This window comes from Rhodovulum viride, from assembly GCF_003265965.1.
GTDB classification, from domain to species: domain Bacteria; phylum Pseudomonadota; class Alphaproteobacteria; order Rhodobacterales; family Rhodobacteraceae; genus Rhodovulum; species Rhodovulum kholense.
Genome location: NZ_MUAV01000001.1, coordinates 160,314 through 178,525, shown reverse-complemented (window position 1 = coordinate 178,525; position 18,212 = coordinate 160,314). Strand labels below are relative to the sequence as shown.

Below are 18,212 nucleotides of genomic sequence, written 5' to 3'. Positions count from 1 at the left end.
CCTAGCGTTTCGGCACGGTCAGCATCACCGCCAGCGCCGCGCCCACGGCGATGAAACAGCCGGTGGCCAGCGGCCGCGGCGTGCCGTCGAAAAGAAGCCCGATGGGCGAGGCCAGAAGCGCCGACAACGCGGTCGCGAAGGCCCCGATGATCGAGGCCGCCATCCCGGCCACATGGCCGAGCGGCTCCATCGCCAATGCGTTGAGGTTGCCGATGGTCAGCGCGTTCATCCCGAAGAAGGTGATCGACCACAGGATATAGGCCGGAAACTCGGCCCAGCCCGGCAAGAGGTGTAGCCAGAAGGCGGCCATCATGACGCCCGACAGCACGAATTGCGCCATCAACGCCGTCCGGATCAGGTAGCGCATGCCCAGCCGTCCGACGAGCATCGCGTTGAGAAAGCTGGCCGATCCGGCGCAGACGGCGACCACGCCGAACCAGACGGGAAAGCTGTCGCCCTTGTCGAAATAGATGTCATAGACCTGCTGGGTCGAGGTCAGGAACCCGAAGAACCCGGCGAAGATGAAGGTCTGCACCAGCGTCGCGCTGCGCGCCACCGGCGAGCCCAGCACCTCGCGCGCCGCTGCCAGAAGCGGGCCGGGGCGCAGCGCGCGGCGCGACTCGGGCGGCAGGGTCTCGGCCTGGCGCAGCCCGAACCAGCCCATCGAAACGACCGAAAAGACGAGAAAGGCGCCGAAGATCCCGCGCCAGCCGAAGCCCGCCATGACCACCGCACCGACCGAGGGCGCCAGCGCCGGCAGCAGCGTGAAGATCGTCATGACGAAAGAGACGATCTTCGCCATGTCGCGCCCCGAATAAAGGTCGCGCACCACGGCCAGCGCCACCACCCGAACGCCCGCCGCGCCGAAGCCCTGAATGACCCGGCCGATCAGCAGCCATTCGAGGCTTTGTCCAAGCCCCGCGATGGCCGCGCCCAGCATATAGGCCAGCGCGGTGCCGAGGATCACCGGCTTGCGCCCGAAACAGTCCGACAGCGGCCCCATGATCAGCGTGCCCGCGCCCATGCCCAGCATGAAGCTCGTGACCACGAATTGCGCGCGGTTCAGCGTCTCGGGCGTCAATTCGGCGCCGATCTCGGGCAGGGCGGGCAGCATCGCATCGATCGAGAAGGCGACGGTCGCGAACAGCAGCGCCGTCATGGCGACGAATTCGACCCGCGAGAGACGGCGTACGGCCATGTGCTGTCCTTTCCTGAAGAGGAGGAGATCCGCGCGGGCAGGTGCCCGAAAACCGCCGCTCCGACCTGTCGCCCTTAGACGATCCGGAACGGTCGGACAAGTCGGCGGCACTGTGCGTCAGTGCACGGGGCGCGGCAGGGGCCGCGGATCAGTGCGGCCCGGCGGCGGTCGGTGCGCCCGCGAGTTCGGCGATGACGTCGAGCCAAAGCTCGGTCGGCTGGGCGCCCACCAGCACATGGGTATCGGCCAGGATGAAGGTCGGCACCCCGCTCACGCCCCGCTCGCGCGCATGGGCGTCGCGGGCGCGCACCTGATCGAGATCGGCGTCACTGGCCAGAAGCCGCGCGATCATCGCCCCGTCGAGCCCGGCCGAGGCGGCCAGGTCGGTCAGCACCTCGGGGTCGCCGATATCGCGGCCCTGCTGGAAATAGGCCTCGAAAAGCGCGGTCACGACCTCGGTCTGGCGGTGCTCGATCCCGGCCCAGTGGATCAGCCGGTGCGCGTCGAGCGTGTTCGGCGTACGCTCGATGGCGGCCAGGTTCAGCTCGATCCCGGTCTCGCGGGCGCGGCGGTCGATTTCGGCATAGGCGCGGACGGCCTCGGTCTGGCCGCCGAACTTGGTCTCGAGATAGGCGCGCCGGTCCATGCCCGCGCGCGGCATGCCGGGGTTCAGCTGGAAGGGCTGCCAGGCGATGGTGAAAGGATGGTCGGGACGTTCGGAAAGGGCCGCGTCCAGCAACCGTTTGCCGATCAGGCACCAGGGGCAGATCGGATCGGAGAAGATATCAAGCCGGATCATGCGCGGCCTCATGGCGTTGCCGGATCAGGCGGCGGTTGAGCTTGCCATTGGGGTTCTTCGGCAGCGCGTCGAGATGGACGTAAAGCCGGGGCTGCTTGTAGCGCGCCAGCCGTTCGGCGGCGAAGGCGGCAAGCTCGGCCTCGTCCTGCGGCGTGCCGGTATAGAAGGCGGCAATGACGGTGGTGTCGGCCTTGACCGCAATCTCGGTCGCGGCGACCTCGTGGATGGCGGGGTGTTCCATCAGCGCGCGCTCGACCTCCAGCGGCGAGACCCGCACGCCGCCCGCGTTCAGCATGTCGTCGCCGCGGCCCAGATAGGTGATGGCGCCGTCCTCGGCCATTTCGACCATGTCGCCGGTCAGGAACCATTCGCCCGCGAACCGCGCGCGGGTCTCGGCCTCGGCCTTGAGATAGCCCAGCATCAGCCCCGGATCGCGGTTCGAGACGGCGAGCTGCCCGGGCTCGCCCCGCGCGACGGGGGCGTTGTCGGGGTCCAGCACGGCGATGCGGCGCCCGGTCTGCGGATAGCCCGAGGCCGGAAGCGGCGCGGGCCGCGCGGGGCTGCCCGAGACGAAGGTCGAGCATTCGGACATGCCGAGCGCCTCATAGACGAAGGTGCCGGTCGCTTCGCGCCAGGCGGCCCGGGTGGCTTCGGGCATCTTCTCGCCCGCCGACAGCCCGTGGCGCAGCTTCGGCAGCACGATCTGCGGATGCGCCTTCAGCATCTGCCGGTAAACCCCCGGCGCGGCGGCAAAAAGCGTCGCGTCGAACCGGCGCAACAAGAGCGGCAGGTCGGCCGGTTGCACCCCCGGCGCCGGGATCAGCGCGGTCGCGCCGATGGCCCAGGGGTCCAGAAGCCCGGTGCCCAGCGTATAGGTCCAGTTGAACGCCCCGGCATGGAGCAGCCGGTCTTCGGCGGTCAGCCCGTACCAGCCCTCCCACATCATCCGCCGCGCCCAGACGGCCCGGTGCGCATGGATCACGCCGCGCGGCTGGCCCGAAGTGCCAGAGGTATAGACCACATAGGCGGGGCGGTCGGGATCGCCCGGCACGTAGTCGGCGGGCGCGTGAGTGTAAAAGCCGCGCTGGGTCTCGATATCCAGCACCGGCGCGGGGCAGTCCTCGGGCAGCGCCACGTTCGGCCCGGCGAAGATCGCCACCGGCTCGATCTCGGCAGCGAGCTTGCCGATCTCGATGCGCGTCAGCATCGCCGAGGTCGGCACCGGCACCAGCCCGGCGGTGATCGCCGCCAGATAGGCGATCGGAAACTCGACCCCGTTGCCCAGCCGCAGCAGCACCCGTCCGCCCTCGGGCAGGCCCATTGCCAGCAGGCCTGCGGCAAGGCCGCGCACCGCGGCCTCGAGCCGGGCATAGGACCAGCGCTCGGCGCCATGCGGGCCGACGATGGCCAGCGCCACCTTGTCGGGCGACAGCGCGGCGGGGGCCAGCACATAGGCGGCCAGGTTGAACGGGGCGGGGCAGGGCGCGGGCGCGCCCTCATCGAAGATCGCGTGCATGCCAGAGGTGCTAGCCGCGCGACCTTGCGGTTGCAAGGGGCAAGCTCTAAGAGCGAAGCGCATGGACGAGGAGAGCGAACACAGCCTGATCCGCATCGCCCGTGCCCAGGGAGAGGCCGAGGCGGCCGAACCGCTGGATCTGGGGCGCCGGGTGCGCGAGCTGCGCACCGAGAAGGGCTGGACGCTGGAACAGGCGGCCCGTCAGGCGGGTCTTGCGCGCTCGACGCTCTCGAAGATCGAAAACGACCAGATGTCGCCGACCTATGACGCGCTGAAGAAGCTGGCGACCGGGCTGGGCGTGTCGGTGCCGCAGCTGTTCACGCCGATGCGCGGTGCGCGCGCGGGCGGGCGGATGGCGGTGACGCGCACCGGCGAAGGCGCGGCCCATGCGACGGCCACCTACGAACACGAGCTGATGGCGGGGGCGCTGGCGCGCAAGCGGATGATGCCCTACCGGACCCGGATCCGCGCCCGCGACGTGGCCGAGTTCGATGGCTGGGTGCGCCACGAGGGCGAAGAGTTCCTCTATGTGCTGACCGGCGTCGTGCGGCTTTACACCGAATTCTACGCGCCGGTGGACATGCGCCGCGGCGACAGCGCCTATTACGATGCGACCATGGGGCATAATCTGGTGTCGGTCAGCCAGGAGGATGCGACCGTGCTGTGGGTGACCTCGGTCGAGTGACCAGCGTTCCCGCCTAAAGCGCGTTCCGGACGGCGCGGGCCCCGGCCGAGATGTCCTTGCCCACCCCCTCGACAGTCGAGCATCCGGCCAGCGCGAGCGCCAGCACCACAAGAAGCAGACGGGGCAGAAGTCGGGACATCTCAGTTCTCCTCGGACCACCAGACATCGGGCAGGAAGCCGACCCAGTCGCCATAGACCGGGATCGTCTCCGGGTAGTGCAGCCGGGCGGCATGGGCAAGATGCGAGCTGGGCGCGTACCAGATCGGGATGACATAGCGCCCGGTGGTCAGCACCCGGTCGAGCGCGCGGGTCGCGGCGATGAAATCGTCCCGGTCGGTGGCGTTCAGCAGCGACCGGATCATCGCCTCGGCTGCGGGGCTGTCGATGCCCATCCAGTTGCCGGTACCGGGCTCGGTCACGCCGGCCGATCCCCAGTACAGCCATTGCTCGTTGCCCGGCGAGAGCGACAGCGCGCGGGCGTAGACCGTCATGTCGAAATCGTAGGACGCGGTGCGCTGGACATATTGCGCGGTATCGACCTGGGTTACGCGGACGTCGATGCCCATCCGGTGCAGCGCATCGGCGAAAAGCGTCACGATGCGTTCGCTGTCCGAGGCGCCCTGCACCAGCAGGATCTCGAACCGGAAGGGCGCGCCGTCGGCGTTTCTGAGCTTGCCCCCGGGGCCGACCGTCCATCCGGCCTCGGCCAGCCGCGCCAGAGCTGCGCGCAGGTTGCGCCGGTTCTGCGGCCGCCCGTCCGAGACCGGCAGCGCATAGCCGTCAAGCGCGCCCGGCAGCAGGCTGTCCGCGAAGGGCTGCAGCAGGTCACGCACCTTGCCTTGGGCCGGGCCGGGCCGCATCCCGAGTTCCGAATTCGAGAAATAGGACGCGATCCGGGGCTGGGTGCCGCCGGTCAGGGTCTGGTTGATGAATTCGAAGTTGAAAGCGAGGATCATCGCATCCCGCACCCGCCAGTCTGCGAAGATCGGCCGCCGCGTGTTCATCGCCAGGCCCGAAATGCCCGAGGGCCGGTGGTGCGGGATCTCGGCCTTGACGATGCGGCCGTCGCGGACCGCCGGAAAGTCGTAGGCGCTCTGCCAGCGGGCGTCGTTGGTTTCGCGGTAGATATCGACCTCGCCCGCGGCGAAGGCCGCGAACAGCGCGGCCCCGTCGGCGTAATAGTCGTGGCGGATCTCGTCGAAATTGTGCTGGCCGCGGTTGAAAGGCAGATCGCGCCCCCAATAGTCGGGGTTCCGGCGCAGGCTGACGAAGCGGCCCGGCTCGACCTCCGAGACCACGTAAGGCCCGCTGCCGATCGGTGCCTCGAGCCCGCTCCGGGCGAAGTCGCGGCCCTCCCATTGCGCCTTCTTCAGGATCGGTCTCAACCCCAGGATCAGCGGCAATTCGCGGTCGGGGGCGTCGAAGGTAAAGCGCACGCTGCGCGGCCCCACGGCCTCGGCCCGGGCGATCTTTTCATAGCCGTTGCGATAGCGCGGATGGCCGAGCGTGCCCAGCGTCTCGACCGACCAGAGCACATCCTCGACCGTCACCGGGCTGCCATCCGAGAACCGCGCCTCGGGCCGCAGGGTGAATTCGACCCAGTCGCGATTCGGGCCGGTGGTGACGGTCTCGGCCAGAAGCCCGTAAAGCGTGAAGGGTTCGTCCCAGGACCGGCCCATCAGGCTTTCGTAGCTTTGATGGCCAAGCGCCCAGGGCGCGGTGCCTTTCAGCAGGAACGGGTTCAGGCTGTCGAAACTGCCGGTTTCGCCCAGCACGATCCGCCCGCCCTTGGGCGCGTCGGGATTGGCATAAGGCAGGGCCACGAAATCCGGGGGCAGCGCCGGGTCGCCATACATGGCGATGCCATGGGCCGGCGCGGACGCGGAGGCTTCGGCCAGACCGAGGCCGGCCGAGAGAATCACGCCAAGTGCGACGCCTGCGATTCGTACCGCGCGAAGGGGGGTGCCTGTCATGGTGCTCGGGCCTCTGTTTGGCTGGGCCTTGTTTTGCTTGACCCGGAGCCTACGCGCAGCACCGTGGCTTTTCAAACTTTTAGCTTGGCCCTCGGCGCCGGATTGCGTATAAAGAACCCACTGCTCGATAGGTTTCTTGCCTGTATGAAACCTGCCTCAATAACTTAACGCCCGCCTTGTGCGGGCGTTTTTTTCTGGGCTTTCCAGACATATCCCGGGCAAGAGAATCGGTCAGGCGCGGTACCGCTTCGGGCCCCGGCCGCAGCGGCAATTGCCTACAGTCGGCGGCCGGTCGAGCCAATTCACTTCGGCTCCCGTTCGCGTGTGTTTCCCTGCTATGCCGCCGTCCCCGCGCCATGTAGGATTTCTGCAACTGCAGCATTCACGAAAGAGGTTTCAAATGTCGCTTGCCGGAAAAACCGCCATCGTCACCGGGTCGAACTCGGGCATCGGGCTTGGCGTCGCGCATGAACTGGCCCGGGCGGGCGCCGACGTCGTGCTGAATTCGTTCACCGACCGCGACGAGGATCACAAGCTGGCCGAAGAGATGGCCGCGCAGCACGGGGTGAAGGTCCGCTACATCAAGGCCGACATGTCCAAGGGCGACGACTGCCGCGCGCTGATTGAAAAGGCCGGGGCCTGCGATATCCTGGTCAACAACGCAGGTATCCAGCACGTCGCCCGGATCGAGGCGTTTCCGGTCGAGAAATGGGATGGGATCATCGCCATCAACCTCAGCTCGACCTTTCACACCACCGCCGCGGCGCTGCCGATGATGCGCAAGGCGGGCTGGGGGCGGATCGTCAACATCGCCTCGGCCCATGGCCTGACCGCGAGCCCCTTCAAAAGCGCCTATGTCGCCGCCAAGCACGGCATCGTGGGCTTCACCAAGGTCACCGCGCTGGAAACGGCCGAAGAGCCCATCACCTGCAACGCGATCTGCCCGGGCTATGTGCTGACGCCGCTGGTCGAGGCGCAGATCCCCGACCAGATGAAGGCGCACGACATGGACCGCGAGACGGTGATTCGCGAGGTGATGCTGGACCGCCAGCCCTCGAAGGAATTCGCCACGGTCGAGGAAATCGGCGGCACGGCCGTGTTCCTCTGTTCGGACGCCGCCAAACAGATCACCGGCACGACGATCAGTGTCGACGGCGGCTGGACGGCGCTGTGAGGGCGCGATGACGACCCGGCGCATCAACCTGGCGCTGCAGGGCGGGGGCGCGCATGGCGCCTTCACCTGGGGCGTGCTCGATCGGCTGCTGCTGGACCCCGAGATCGAGATTGCCGCGATCTCGGGCGCTTCGGCGGGCGCGATGAACGGCGCGGCGGTCAAGGCCGGGCTGGTCTCGGGCGGCCGCGAGGCCGCGCGCGAGAACCTAGACTGGTTCTGGGAACAGGTGGGCGCGGTCGGCGACATGCGGCTGACCAGCTGGATGGCGGCCTTCCTGCCGGGCGCGGGCGCCGTGGCGCAGTTCATGGAACACGCCCTGCCGATCTCGCTGATCGACAATGCAAGCCGGTCGGTCAGCCCCTATGCTCTGGGGCCGTTCTACCGCAACCCGCTGGAACGGGTGGTGCGCCGCTTCGATTACGGCAAGGTCTGCGCCAAGGCCGAACCGCTTCTTTTCGTCGGCGCCACCAATGTGCGGACCGGCAAGGTGCGGGTCTTCCGGGGCGACGAGATCGACGGCGACGTGTTGCTGGCCTCGGCCTGCCTGCCGACGCTGTTTCAGGCGGTCGAGATCGCCGACCCGGACACCGGCCGGACCGAGGCCTACTGGGATGGCGGCTATACCGGCAACCCGGCACTCTTTCCGCTGTTCGCGCCGGAACTGCCCGAGGACATCGTGGTCGTGTCCATCAATCCGATGGAGCGCGACGAGGTTCCGCGCACGCCGCAGGACATCCAGAACCGGATCAACGAGATCAGCTTCAACTCGTCGCTGCTTCGGGAACTCCGGGCGATTTCGCAGCTCGAACAGCTGATCGCCGAGGGCCGGATCGAGGCAGGCTCGCTGAAGGTGCCGCGGATTCACATGATCTCGGATGACGGGATGATGAACAGCCTCAGCATCGTGACCAAGCTGATGCCAAGCCCCATCGTGCTGGCCGAGCTGAAGGAGGCCGGACGGGCGGCGGCCGAGCGGTTCCTGCACGAGGTCAAGCCCGCCTTGCAGACCGCGAGCAGCGTGAACCTTCAGAGGATGTGCGAAGGCACCTGAGCGGGGGTCAGGCGCCGAGGATCAGCCGCGCCGCGATGGCCCACATCACCGCGGCGATCAGCGCGTCAAGCACCCGCCAGGCGACCGGGCGGGCCATCGCGGGGGCAAGGACGCGCGCCCCGTAGCCGAGCGCGAAGAAGAAACAGAACGAGGCCAGGACCGCCCCCAGCGCGAAGGCCTCGCGCGCGGCACCGGGGTCGAATTCGGTCGAGACGGCGCCGATCAGACCCAGAGTGTCCAGATAGACATGCGGGTTCAGCCAGGTCAGCGCGGCGGCCGTGCCCAGCACCGCCCAGACGCTGCCCGCCCGGCCCTCGGCGGTCAGCCGGTGCCCGCCCTGCCAGGCGGCGCGGGCGCGCAGCGCGCCATAGACGATCAGGAAGGCCGCGCCGCCAAGGCTCAGCGCCTGCGGCAGCCAGGGCAGGGCGCCCGTCACCGCGCCAAAGCCTGCGACCCCGGCCGCGATCAGCACCGCGTCCGACAGCGCACAGAAAAGACACAGCGCAAAGACATGGCTGCCCAGAAGCCCCTGACGCAGAACGAAGGCGTTCTGCGCCCCGATCGCGAGGATCAGCGACAGCGAGGTCGCGAATCCGGTCAGCCCCGGTCCCAGCACGGTCACGCTGCGGTCGCCTTCAGGCGCCGAGCCGTTCGCGCTGGCGCGGGCGCCGGGCGGCCTCCTGCACGGCGCGCGGGGCGGCCGCCGCCGCCGCGGCCAGAACCCGGGGGTCTTCGGGCGCCACCAGCCCGGCCGAGATCACCAGCTTGGCGGCTTCCTCGACGCTCATTTCAAGCTCGATCACCTCGCTTTGCGGCACGAAGAGCAGAAAGCCCGAGGTCGGGTTGGGCGTGGTCGGCAGGAACACCGACAGCAAGGGCTCTTCGCCCGGGATCACGCGCTTGATCTCGCCCTTGGCGCTGGTCGAGACGAAAGCCAGCGCCCAGATCCCCTGGCGCGGATATTGCACCAGAACGACCCGGTCGAAGCTGGTCTCGGTCTGGGCGAAGACGGTCTCGGCGATCTGCTTGAGCCCGTTATAGACCGAGCGGATCACCGGCATCTGCCCGACGACCCGTTCGCCCCAGCCGATGAAGGACCGCCCGACCATGCCCTTGGCCATCCAGCCGACGACCAGGGTGAAGATCAGGAAGAAGATCACGCCGAGGCCGCGAATGTCGATGCCGATATATTGCTCGGGCTGGAACTTCTGCGGCACGAAGGGCAGCACGAAGCCGTCGATCCAGCCGGTCACGGTCCAGATCAGCCAGACGGTCAGGCCGACCGGGGCGATCACCACCAGCCCGGCCAGGAAGTTGTTGCGAAGCCGCGCCAGCACGCCGCGCCAGAACGGGCGCGGTTGCGGGTCCTGCGGTTCGGGATGGTCGGCAGAGGGCTCTTTGGTCTCGAACATGTGTGGCTGAAATCTCCCGTGTCGGACCATACCTAGGCAGGGGTCTGCCGCCCGGCAATAGCCGCGCCGAGAAGCGGTGAGGATTTCGGCGCCAGAGGGGCGCGGACCGGGCATTCCGCCGACCGCCTGCCCGTTCGCCGGGCGGTGCGGGACCGGGAGCAGGCGGCGGGCGCGCTCAGGCGAGGCGGAGGGCGATTTCGGCCGCGAGCCGCGCATTCGCGCGCACGAGCGCGATATTGGCCTCGAGCGTGCGCCCGCCGCTGAGCTCGTAAAGCCGGGCCAGCAGGGCCGGGGTCACGTCCTTGCCCGAGGCCCCGGCCGTGTCGGCCATCGCCCGGGCGATCATCGGCTCGATCTCGGCGCGGGGGATCTCGTCTTCCTCGGGGATCGGGTTGCCGACAAGCTGGCCGCCCGGCAGGCCCAGCAGCCCGCGCATCCGGTGGGCAGCGGCGATTTCGGCGGCGCTGTCCATCCGGAGCGGCGCGGCCAGCCCGGACGAGCGCGACCAGAAGGCCGGGAAGGCGTCGCTTTGATAGGCGATGACCGGCACGCCAAGGGTTTCCAGCACCTCCAGCGTCTTCGGCAGATCGAGGATCGCCTTGGCTCCGGCCGACACCACCGTCACCGGCGTCTGCGCCAGTTCCTGCAGGTCGGCCGAGATGTCGAAGCTGGTTTCGGCGCCGCGATGCACGCCGCCGATGCCGCCGGTCGCGAAGACCGCGATCCCGGCCAGGCGGGCGCAGATCATCGTGGCCGCGACCGTGGTCGAGCCGGTGACGCCGCGGGCCAGTGCCGCCGCCAGATCGGCCCGGCTGAGCTTGGCCACGCCCTCGGCCCGGGCCAGCGCCTCAAGCGCGTCGGGTGCCAGTCCGGCATGGATCCGCCCGCCGACGACGGCGATGGTGGCAGGCACGGCGCCCGCCGCGCGCACCTCGGCCTCGACCGCCAGCGCGGTTTCGAGATTGCGCGGCCAGGGCATGCCATGGGTGACAATGGTGCTTTCCAGCGCGACGATGGGCGCGAAGGCGGCCTTGGCGTCGGAAACTTCGGGCGAGTAGCTCAGCGAGAGGGGCATGGATCGTCCTCGGCGGTGACATGACGGGTGGCGGCGGCAAGGGCTGCGGCAAGCGCCGCTTCGGCAGGGGCGCCGCCCAGTTCGGCGGCAATATGGGCGGCCATCAGCGCATCGCCCGCGCCGGTGACATGGGCGGCCTCGACAGGCGCCGGGCAGGCGGCGACCAGCCGGTCGTCCGACGCGAAGGCGGCCGCCCTCGCGCCATCGGTGACCAGCACCCGCGCCGCGCCCGCGGCCCGCAGCGCGGCGGCTGCGGTGGGGGCATCGGCAAGCTCGCGCCCGAGGATCAGCCCCGCCTCGGCCCGGTTCAGATAGAGCGTCGCCCCGGGCCGGGCAAGGAAGGGCGCGATCCGCCCGGCCTTGCCGGGGCTTGCGGGCGCCACGCGCAGATCGGCGGCGGCGAAGGCCGGATGGGCGGCGATCCCGGCCAGAAGCCCGGGCAGCAGGTTGCCGTCCAGCACCACGGTGCCCGCGAAAGGCCGGTCGGGCGCACCGAGCGGGCCGTCGATCAGCGGAGCCAGCACCGCGGCTCCGGCGGCCTCCAGCCCGCCCGCATCGGCGATGGCGGCCACGAGCCCGGTCGCATCCTCGATCGCCATATAGATGTCGGTGGGCTGCGCGCCGCGGCAAAGCCAGCGGGTCTCGATCCCCAGCGCGGCGGTGGCGGCGATCAGCGCCGCGCCTTCGGCGTCGCGCCCGACCGCCCCCAGGACCGCAGGGGTCAGTCCGTGGCGTGCCAGCGCCGCCGCCACGTTCAGCGCCACACCGCCGGGACGGCGCGCGATCCGGCCCGGGCGGTCGTCGCCCGGGGCCATCGGCCGGGGCGCGCGCCCGATCACGTCCCAGAGGACGGCGCCGATGCAGAGAATGGGAAGATCCGCGCTCATGGCGCCTTTCTGATCCGCGTCCCGGCCGGTGACAAGTCGCGGGATATGGGTATTTTCGCCAAGAAGAAGAGGCAGGGCTTGTGCGGGCGGCCAAATGAGGGTAAGCGCGCGTCACTTCGACAGGCGGGGCTGGGCCCTGCGGGGAGACATCCCGCAGCGGTCCGCCGGTTGGGCATCTGCCCTTGACGTCCCGCTCAGGCGCAAACCGGAAAGGACAAGGACATGGCGCTTCCCGATTTCTCCATGCGTCAGCTGCTGGAAGCTGGCGTTCACTTCGGTCACCAAACCCAGCGGTGGAACCCCCGCATGGCGCCCTATATCTATGGCGACCGCAACGGCATTCACATCGTCGACCTGACCCAGACCGTTCCGATGCTGGACCAGGCGCTGAACGTGATCCGCGATACCGTGGCGCGCGGCGGCCGCATCCTCTTCGTCGGCACCAAGCGGCAGGCGCAGAAATCGGTGGCCGAGGCGGCCGAGAAATGCGCGCAATACTACATGAACCACCGCTGGCTCGGCGGCACGCTGACAAACTGGAAGACCGTGTCGCAGTCGATCAAGCGTCTGAACGAGATCGACGAGCGCATGTCTGCCGGCGCCGAGGGCCTGACCAAGAAGGAACGGCTGCACATGGAGCGCGAGCAGACCAAGCTGCAGGCGTCGCTGGGCGGCATCCGCGAAATGGGCGGCCTGCCGGACCTGCTGTTCGTCATCGACGTGCGCAAGGAAGACCTGGCGATCCTCGAGGCCCGCAAGCTGGGCATTCCGGTGGTCGCGGTGGTCGATACCAACTGCTCGCCCGAGGGCGTGGACTACATCATCCCGGGCAATGACGACGCGGCCCGCGCGATCCAACTGTATTGCGACCTGGCCAGCCGGGCCGCGCTCGACGGCATGAGCGCGCAGATGGATGCCGCCGGCGTCGATATCGGCGCGCTGGAAGAGGCGCCGGTCGAAGAGCTGCTGGCCGAGGCCCGGACCGAGGAAGAGGCCTGAGCCTCATCCGCTGTCACGGAATCGATACCGGGCGCGGCTAGAGCCCGCCCGGTCACCCAACGACTATCGAGGAGAGCCGAACCATGGCGATCACCGCTGCACTGGTGAAGGAACTGCGCGACAAGACCGGCGCGGGCATGATGGATGCCAAGAAGGCGCTGACCGAAACCGACGGCGACATGGACGCCGCGGTCGATTGGCTGCGCACCAAGGGTCTGGCCAAGGCCGCCAAGAAATCCGGCCGCACCGCCGCCGAGGGCCTGGTGGCCGTCGTCGTCGAGGGCGGCAAGGGCGTCGCGGTCGAGGTGAACTCGGAAACCGACTTCGTGGCCAAGAACGCCGAATTCCAGGCGATGGTCGCGGAGATCGCCAAGGCGGCCATCGCCGTCGATGACATCGAGGCGCTGAAATCGGCCGATCTGGGCGGCAAGACCGTCGCCGACACGCTGACCGACAAGATCGCCACCGTCGGCGAGAACATGACGCTGCGCCGGATGGCCAAGATCGAGGGCGACCAGCTCGTGGCCTATGTCCACAACGCGGCCGCCGACGGCATGGGCAAGATCGGCGTTCTGGTCGCGATGACCGGCGGCGACGAGGCCTTCGGGCGTCAGGTGGCGATGCACGTCGCCGCGGCGAACCCGGCGGCGCTGTCCGAGGCCCAGATGGATCCGGCCGTGATCGAGAAGGAACTCGCCGTCCAGACCGCCAAGGCGCTGGAAGAAAACGCGGGCGCCGCGAAACCGAAGCCCGAGGCGGTGATCACCAACAACATCATCCCGGGCCGGATGAAGAAATTCATCGCGGAATCGACCCTGATGGGGCAGGCCTTCGTGGTGAACCCCGACCTGACCGTCGAGGCTGCCGCTCAGGCGGCCGGTGCCACCATCACCGGCTTTGTCCGGATCGAGGTCGGCGAAGGCATCGAGAAGGCCGAGGAAGATTTCGCGGCCGAAGTGGCGAAAGTCGCTCAGGGCTGATCCTGCCGCACGGCACGGACCACCCGAAGACATGGCGGCGCGGCACCCGGACGGGGCCGCGCCGTTTTCGTTTCTCGCTTTAGGTTTCTCGCTTTCCGTGTCTGGCGGGGCAGCGGGCCGTTTCAGGACACCAGCCGCGTCGGCTCGATCGGGTCGGCGGTGGGCAGCGGGGCGGTATCGGCCTGGCAGAGCGTGGCGGCCGAAACGACGCGGTTGCGGCCGCGGATCTTGGCGGCATAAAGCGCCTCGTCGGCCCGGCGGATCGCCGCGGCGATGCCGACCTCGCCGGGATGCACCATGCTGACGCCGAAGGAGGCGGTGACCGGACACGCCGTCGCGCCGATCCGCATGGGGTCCCGGGCGGCGATGGCCTGGCGCAGCCGTTCGGCGGTCTGTACCAGCAGCACCTCGGCCGAACTGGTCATCACCACCAGGAATTCCTCGCCCCCCCAGCGCACCAGCAGATCGCCGTTGCGCACGTTCCGGGTCACGGTCTCTGCGATGTCGCGCAAAAGCCGGTCGCCCGCGTCATGGCCAAGCGCATCGTTGACCGCCTTGAAGTGATCGAGGTCGAACAGAACGACCCCGCGCGCCTCGTTGCGGGTGCCCAGAGCCGCCGACAGACCGCGCCGGTTCAGGGCGCCGGTCAGCGGATCGTGACGCGCGGCATGTTCCAGCGCGAGGCTCGATTTCTCCATCAGATGGCCGATGCTCAGCACCAGTGCCAGCATGATCCAGCCGATGAAACCGAAGGCAAGCTCCAGCGCCAGATGGGTGGCGGGATCGGGCCGCACGTTGAGGAAATAGAGAAAGCCCGACATCCACGGAACGACCAGCGCCCCGGTGACCAGCGCGCGGGTATAGGTGCCATAGCTGGTCTGGGCGAAAAGCGGCCGCAGGAACGGCTGGTCGCGCAGCTTCAGCGTCTGGGCCGAGCAGACCAGCACCATGGTCGCGAGCGCATAGGGCGACATTTCTCCGCGCCAGAGCGTCAGATTGAACGCGAGCTTGAGAATGCCCATGGTGGTCGCGACCCAGGCGGCAGCCAGGAACAGCAGCGCGGTCTGGCGCTGATACGGCTCGGCCAGCAGTCCGAGATTGAGCACGGCGAGCGCGAAGGAGATTTCGACCGACAAGATGCCGCGCAACCCCATGTCTTCGATCGATGCCTCGATCCGGGGATGGCCCACGATCTGCACCCAGCCGGGGACCGACGCTTCCAGAAGCCGCTCGACCGCCAGAACCGCTATGATGGCGGCGATCATGCGGATCGGGGCGTTGCGGCTCAGGGTCTGCGGGCCGGTCAGGAAGACCAGCCCGAAAAGCGCAAAGCCGATCGCGGGCAGGGGATGGAGCGCCGCCGCGCTGTCGTCGGGGGGAGACAGGAGATTCTGGATGAGCCCGGAACCGATCACAAGAAGGATGGCAAGGCCCAGAACGCGCATCGCTCCGGATTTCCGCATTGTCAGGCCACTGATCCACATCGTACCGCTCGCTCGTCACCGTTTATGCGGCAGAATTGGGCAGCGATAGGTTTAATATTTGGTTACGCGCCGCACGCTATTTCGTCCTGTCGCGCAATCTTATTAACCTTAACTGCAGATTAGGGTCAAAATATTACGGTTTTCGGGCCGAGATCTTGCAGCCTTGGGGGCCACACCGTGCCCAACCTCGCCGCCTTTCCCGCCCATGCCCTGTCGCGTCAGGCGCTTCGCCTGCTTGGTCTTGCCATGCTGGTCGCGGCCCTGGCTGGCGCGCTGCCGGTGTCGCTGATCCCGCCGCATCGGGAGGCGGCCTCGCTTCATCCCGCCGCCGCCGCCGGTTTCGCGCTGTTTGCGCTGTCGCTGCTTGGGCGTCGGCCCGCCGGACGGTCTTTGACGATCTGGACCGGGCTCGGGCTTGGCGCCGCTCTGATCGGCGCGCAGGGGCTTCTTGAGGCCCTGCTGCCCGGCTGGCCGGCGATGCTCTCGGGCACATCCCTGCCGGGGATGCTGCGGACTGGCGCCGGTTTCGACCTGCCATCCGCCTATGCGGTGTTGACCCTGAATCTTGGCCTCGCGGTCAAGCCCTTCAGTAGGGGCGCGGCGCTGGCGCTGCTGGCGGCCGCCTGGGCGGGGATCTGGTGGGTCGCGATGGGCACGGTCCTGTCGGCCGCGGACGGCCGCCAGCCGGTCGCGGCCTTCGGACTTGTCTGCATGCTGTTGGGCGGTGGCGATGTCGAGCGTGGTCTTGCCGTCGCCGACCCATTCCAGCACCTCGCGCTGGCGCGGGGTCAGCGGCGGGCGCTGTGCGGCATAGGGCAGGTTGTGCACCTTCAGGTGCATCACGTCGTTCATCAGCTGGATCACGTCGCCATGTTCGGCCCAGATCCGGTCGACATCGTCCTGGTCGAGCCCGGGCCGGGCCGCAAGCCCGATGGCGCCCTTGGCGCGGACCGAGATTTCGCTGAAGCTGATCGTGTAGCCCGCGACCACGCCCATCGAGCGGTTGAATTGGAGCACTTCCAGCTCTTCGGGCGGAAGTTCGCCCCGGGCCATCCGCTCGGCGATGATCCGCCAGCTGCTGGTGCCTTCGTTCCGCGAGGCCCAGCGGACCATCGGGGCATTCATGTAAAGCCCTTTGTCGACGAAGGCGCGGACATAGTCCGGCGAATGGTTCGACAGGACGATGACGTCGTCGCGGTCGCCGAAGCTGTTGGCGGCGCGGAATCGCGTGAACCCGTAGATCAGTCGGTCGAACCCGAAATCGGCCATCTTCTGGGTGTGCAGCGCCCAAAGCTCTTCGATGCTGCGCGCAGCGATCAAGGCGCTCAGATGTTCAAGGCTCATGAAGACCTCGACCTCGCGGTTCCGGAAGCGCACAGACGCACGGACACGGTTTGCCGAACTCGACCCAACATGACTGACCCTCCACACATGCCTTTTTGTTAGTTCAGGTAAGCGGCTCCTGTCGAGCGCTGCCGCGCAGCGTAACTGTGTGCAAGACCAGCGGGCGAAACGTCCCGTTTTCCGGGATCGGCCTTGCAAACGGTGCGGTAGCCGCAGTCTAGCCCTTGTTATCATGGCACTTTGTTCCACTCAACGGAACATGATGCCCGTGACGCCGGGAAACGGTCGGCTGGATCCTGGGTTGAATTGGTCGCAGTCGGAGTCGCGCGGCTTGAAGGGATTTAGGTTACATAATCATGATTATCCGACTTGCCTGATCGCTCGACTGGCGCTGCCCCGGCTGTTTCCAATGGCGCGGCTCGCGCTTAAAGCGCCGAGGACCTGCGTTCGGCCCTCTTACTTTAGCAGATCCTCATAACGGCGATCGGTCAGAGTCGCGAGAAACGCCACCAGCGCGTCGATCCGCTCGTCGTCGAGCGCAGGTCCGGTCGTCAGTTCGTCCATCGACAGCGTGTCCGGCACTTCGGGCGCGGCCCAGGGTGCGCCGGTCTCGGGATTGATCTGCCGCGCCGGCGCCTTGCTGTTGTATTTGTTGTAGAACAGGATCACGGTCCGCAGATCCTCGAAGACGCCGTTATGCATGTAAGGCCCGGTCACCGCGACGTTGCGCAGCCCCGGCACCTTGAACTTCCCCGCCTCCGCCGGGTCGTCGACCGCCGGATTGGCCAGCAGCCCGGGATCGGTCGCGGTGACGCCGGTGACCGCACGCGCGGCCGTATTCGCGGGCACACCGATATTGTGATAGCTGTAATCGGTGAAGGTCTCGTCCGCCGCCATGGGCGAGCTGCGCAGCTGGTGGCAGAGATTGCAGTTGGTGAACTGCTGCGAAAAGAACAGGACACGGCCCAGCTCTTCTTCATCCGTCAGCTGAACTTCGCCCCGCAAGTATCTGTCATACCTGGAATCGAAGGGCGCGAAGAGATCGGTCGCCTCGAAGGCTGCGATGGCCGAGGTCGCGGCGCGATAGACGGCCTCGGGGTCCGAGGCGGTCCCGGGGCCGTAAAGCGCGTCGAGCGTCGCGCCGTAACGCGGGTTTTCCAGAATGCGCGCGGCGGCCTCGTTCACATCGGCCAGCCCCATCTCGATCGGGTTCAGAGGCGGCCCGCCCGCCTGCTCGGCCAGATCGGCGGCGCGGCCGTCATGGAACTGGCCGCCGACATAGCTGCCATCGGCGCGCCGGGCGAAGGTCGGCGAGAACATGGCATAGGCGGCGGTCGGTGCGTTGCGGTCGCCCAGCGAGTGGCCGTCGGCTCCCAGCGACACCGCCCGCCCCGCCGCGGTCGGCCGCGGGTCGGTGAAGGCCTGGGCCGGATCGTGGCAGGTGGCGCAGGCCTGGCTGCGGGTCTTCGAGAGGTTCACATCGAAGAAGAGCGCCTCGCCGAAGGCCTCAGGCGTGGCATAGGGACCGGCGGTCGCGCCTCCCTCTTCGGCCGAGGCGAGGCCCGCCGCGGATATGAAAACTGCCGCTGCGGTGGCGATGCCCGGTCGTCCCATGTGCCTTGTCCCTGTCAGCCC

At 68.3% G+C, this 18,212-nt stretch carries 17 protein-coding genes; 5 read left to right on the top strand and 12 right to left on the bottom strand.

The window, feature by feature from the left end; all coding sequences use genetic code 11:
• Position 1 precedes the first annotated feature (1 nt).
• From BYZ73_RS00820 to BYZ73_RS00810, 3 genes are all read right to left on the bottom strand, one after another.
• Positions 2-1,198, bottom strand: coding sequence for an MFS transporter (locus tag BYZ73_RS00820; RefSeq protein ID WP_112314526.1), 1,197 nt, complete (start codon positions 1,196-1,198; stop codon positions 2-4).
• Between the two features lie 148 nt (positions 1,199-1,346).
• On the bottom strand, positions 1,347-1,997 hold the full coding sequence (locus BYZ73_RS00815) for a DsbA family oxidoreductase (protein ID WP_112314525.1): 651 nt from the start codon (positions 1,995-1,997) through the stop codon (positions 1,347-1,349).
• On the bottom strand, positions 1,984-3,513 hold the full coding sequence (locus BYZ73_RS00810) for a class I adenylate-forming enzyme family protein (RefSeq protein WP_112314524.1): 1,530 nt from the start codon (positions 3,511-3,513) through the stop codon (positions 1,984-1,986). Before BYZ73_RS00810 ends, BYZ73_RS00815 begins: the two co-directional genes overlap by 14 nt.
• Positions 3,514-3,574: 61 nt before the next feature.
• Between BYZ73_RS00810 and BYZ73_RS00805 the strand changes: the two genes are divergently transcribed.
• Positions 3,575-4,198 carry a helix-turn-helix domain-containing protein gene (locus BYZ73_RS00805; protein WP_112314523.1) on the top strand — a complete coding sequence of 208 codons (624 nt, stop codon included), beginning with the start codon at positions 3,575-3,577 and terminating at the stop codon, positions 4,196-4,198.
• A gap of 13 nt (positions 4,199-4,211) precedes the next feature.
• On the opposite strand, the gene BYZ73_RS22320 is transcribed toward BYZ73_RS00805, so the two are convergent.
• Both BYZ73_RS22320 and BYZ73_RS00800 read right to left on the bottom strand, forming a co-directional pair.
• Positions 4,212-4,337: an entericidin A/B family lipoprotein gene (locus BYZ73_RS22320; protein WP_146746243.1), complete on the bottom strand. Its 126-nt coding sequence runs from the start codon at positions 4,335-4,337 to the stop codon at positions 4,212-4,214.
• A gap of 1 nt (position 4,338) precedes the next feature.
• Positions 4,339-6,171, bottom strand: coding sequence for an extracellular solute-binding protein (locus tag BYZ73_RS00800; RefSeq protein ID WP_112314522.1), 1,833 nt, complete (start codon positions 6,169-6,171; stop codon positions 4,339-4,341).
• A gap of 400 nt (positions 6,172-6,571) precedes the next feature.
• Between BYZ73_RS00800 and BYZ73_RS00795 the strand changes: the two genes are divergently transcribed.
• Both BYZ73_RS00795 and BYZ73_RS00790 read left to right on the top strand, forming a co-directional pair.
• Complete coding sequence (locus BYZ73_RS00795; protein ID WP_112314521.1) at positions 6,572-7,345, top strand: 3-hydroxybutyrate dehydrogenase; 774 nt, start codon at positions 6,572-6,574, stop codon at positions 7,343-7,345.
• Positions 7,346-7,352: 7 nt separating this feature from the next.
• Positions 7,353-8,396, top strand: coding sequence for a patatin-like phospholipase family protein (locus BYZ73_RS00790; protein ID WP_112314520.1), 1,044 nt, complete (start codon positions 7,353-7,355; stop codon positions 8,394-8,396).
• Positions 8,397-8,403: 7 nt separating this feature from the next.
• On the opposite strand, the gene BYZ73_RS00785 is transcribed toward BYZ73_RS00790, so the two are convergent.
• The 4 genes from BYZ73_RS00785 to BYZ73_RS00770 form a co-directional block, all read right to left on the bottom strand.
• The gene (locus BYZ73_RS00785) at positions 8,404-9,009 is read right to left on the bottom strand and encodes a LysE/ArgO family amino acid transporter (RefSeq protein ID WP_112314610.1); all 606 of its coding nucleotides are present in this window, start codon (positions 9,007-9,009) and stop codon (positions 8,404-8,406) included.
• 22 nt (positions 9,010-9,031) lie between these two features.
• Positions 9,032-9,808: a DUF502 domain-containing protein gene (locus BYZ73_RS00780; protein ID WP_112314519.1), complete on the bottom strand. Its 777-nt coding sequence runs from the start codon at positions 9,806-9,808 to the stop codon at positions 9,032-9,034.
• A 175-nt stretch (positions 9,809-9,983) separates the two neighbouring features.
• Positions 9,984-10,883 (bottom strand): pseudouridine-5'-phosphate glycosidase, encoded by a 900-nt coding sequence (locus BYZ73_RS00775; protein WP_112314518.1) that lies wholly within the window; start codon positions 10,881-10,883, stop codon positions 9,984-9,986.
• Positions 10,868-11,770 (bottom strand): PfkB family carbohydrate kinase, encoded by a 903-nt coding sequence (locus BYZ73_RS00770; protein WP_112314517.1) that lies wholly within the window; start codon positions 11,768-11,770, stop codon positions 10,868-10,870. The genes BYZ73_RS00775 and BYZ73_RS00770 overlap by 16 nt, the downstream gene beginning before the upstream one ends.
• Positions 11,771-11,992: 222 nt before the next feature.
• Between BYZ73_RS00770 and rpsB the strand changes: the two genes are divergently transcribed.
• Both rpsB and tsf read left to right on the top strand, forming a co-directional pair.
• Entirely contained in the window at positions 11,993-12,769 is a 777-nt protein-coding gene (rpsB, locus tag BYZ73_RS00765; RefSeq protein ID WP_112314516.1) for a 30S ribosomal protein S2, read from the top strand.
• Between the two features lie 83 nt (positions 12,770-12,852).
• Positions 12,853-13,749 (top strand): translation elongation factor Ts, encoded by an 897-nt coding sequence (gene tsf / locus BYZ73_RS00760; protein WP_112314515.1) that lies wholly within the window; start codon positions 12,853-12,855, stop codon positions 13,747-13,749.
• A gap of 122 nt (positions 13,750-13,871) precedes the next feature.
• Here tsf and BYZ73_RS00755 read toward each other — a convergent pair whose 3' ends face one another.
• The 3 genes from BYZ73_RS00755 to BYZ73_RS00745 all read right to left on the bottom strand — a co-directional run bounded on the left by BYZ73_RS00755 (position 13,872) and on the right by BYZ73_RS00745 (position 18,191).
• Positions 13,872-15,194, bottom strand: coding sequence for a GGDEF domain-containing protein (locus BYZ73_RS00755; protein ID WP_181497923.1), 1,323 nt, complete (start codon positions 15,192-15,194; stop codon positions 13,872-13,874).
• Between the two features lie 147 nt (positions 15,195-15,341).
• Complete coding sequence (locus tag BYZ73_RS00750) at positions 15,342-16,577, bottom strand: helix-turn-helix transcriptional regulator (RefSeq protein WP_181497922.1); 1,236 nt, start codon at positions 16,575-16,577, stop codon at positions 15,342-15,344.
• A gap of 456 nt (positions 16,578-17,033) precedes the next feature.
• On the bottom strand, positions 17,034-18,191 hold the full coding sequence (locus BYZ73_RS00745) for a cytochrome-c peroxidase (RefSeq protein ID WP_112314512.1): 1,158 nt from the start codon (positions 18,189-18,191) through the stop codon (positions 17,034-17,036).
• Positions 18,192-18,212: the final 21 nt, after the last annotated feature.

What these genes read in the sequence shown, in the direction of transcription:
- BYZ73_RS00820 (WP_112314526.1), bottom strand. Translation starts at nt 1,198, where the DNA reads ATGGCCGTACGCCGTCTCTCGCGGGTCGAATTCGTCGCCATGACGGCG.
- BYZ73_RS00815 (WP_112314525.1), bottom strand. Translation starts at nt 1,997, where the DNA reads ATGATCCGGCTTGATATCTTCTCCGATCCGATCTGCCCCTGGTGCCTG.
- BYZ73_RS00810 (WP_112314524.1), bottom strand. Translation starts at nt 3,513, where the DNA reads ATGCACGCGATCTTCGATGAGGGCGCGCCCGCGCCCTGCCCCGCCCCG.
- BYZ73_RS00805 (WP_112314523.1), top strand. Translation starts at nt 3,575, where the DNA reads ATGGACGAGGAGAGCGAACACAGCCTGATCCGCATCGCCCGTGCCCAG.
- BYZ73_RS22320 (WP_146746243.1), bottom strand. Translation starts at nt 4,337, where the DNA reads ATGTCCCGACTTCTGCCCCGTCTGCTTCTTGTGGTGCTGGCGCTCGCG.
- BYZ73_RS00800 (WP_112314522.1), bottom strand. Translation starts at nt 6,171, where the DNA reads ATGACAGGCACCCCCCTTCGCGCGGTACGAATCGCAGGCGTCGCACTT.
- BYZ73_RS00795 (WP_112314521.1), top strand. Translation starts at nt 6,572, where the DNA reads ATGTCGCTTGCCGGAAAAACCGCCATCGTCACCGGGTCGAACTCGGGC.
- BYZ73_RS00790 (WP_112314520.1), top strand. Translation starts at nt 7,353, where the DNA reads ATGACGACCCGGCGCATCAACCTGGCGCTGCAGGGCGGGGGCGCGCAT.
- BYZ73_RS00780 (WP_112314519.1), bottom strand. Translation starts at nt 9,808, where the DNA reads ATGTTCGAGACCAAAGAGCCCTCTGCCGACCATCCCGAACCGCAGGAC.
- BYZ73_RS00775 (WP_112314518.1), bottom strand. Translation starts at nt 10,883, where the DNA reads ATGCCCCTCTCGCTGAGCTACTCGCCCGAAGTTTCCGACGCCAAGGCC.
- BYZ73_RS00770 (WP_112314517.1), bottom strand. Translation starts at nt 11,770, where the DNA reads ATGAGCGCGGATCTTCCCATTCTCTGCATCGGCGCCGTCCTCTGGGAC.
- rpsB (WP_112314516.1), top strand. Translation starts at nt 11,993, where the DNA reads ATGGCGCTTCCCGATTTCTCCATGCGTCAGCTGCTGGAAGCTGGCGTT.
- tsf (WP_112314515.1), top strand. Translation starts at nt 12,853, where the DNA reads ATGGCGATCACCGCTGCACTGGTGAAGGAACTGCGCGACAAGACCGGC.
- BYZ73_RS00755 (WP_181497923.1), bottom strand. Translation starts at nt 15,194, where the DNA reads ATGCGCGTTCTGGGCCTTGCCATCCTTCTTGTGATCGGTTCCGGGCTC.
- BYZ73_RS00750 (WP_181497922.1), bottom strand. Translation starts at nt 16,577, where the DNA reads ATGAGCCTTGAACATCTGAGCGCCTTGATCGCTGCGCGCAGCATCGAA.
- BYZ73_RS00745 (WP_112314512.1), bottom strand. Translation starts at nt 18,191, where the DNA reads ATGGGACGACCGGGCATCGCCACCGCAGCGGCAGTTTTCATATCCGCG.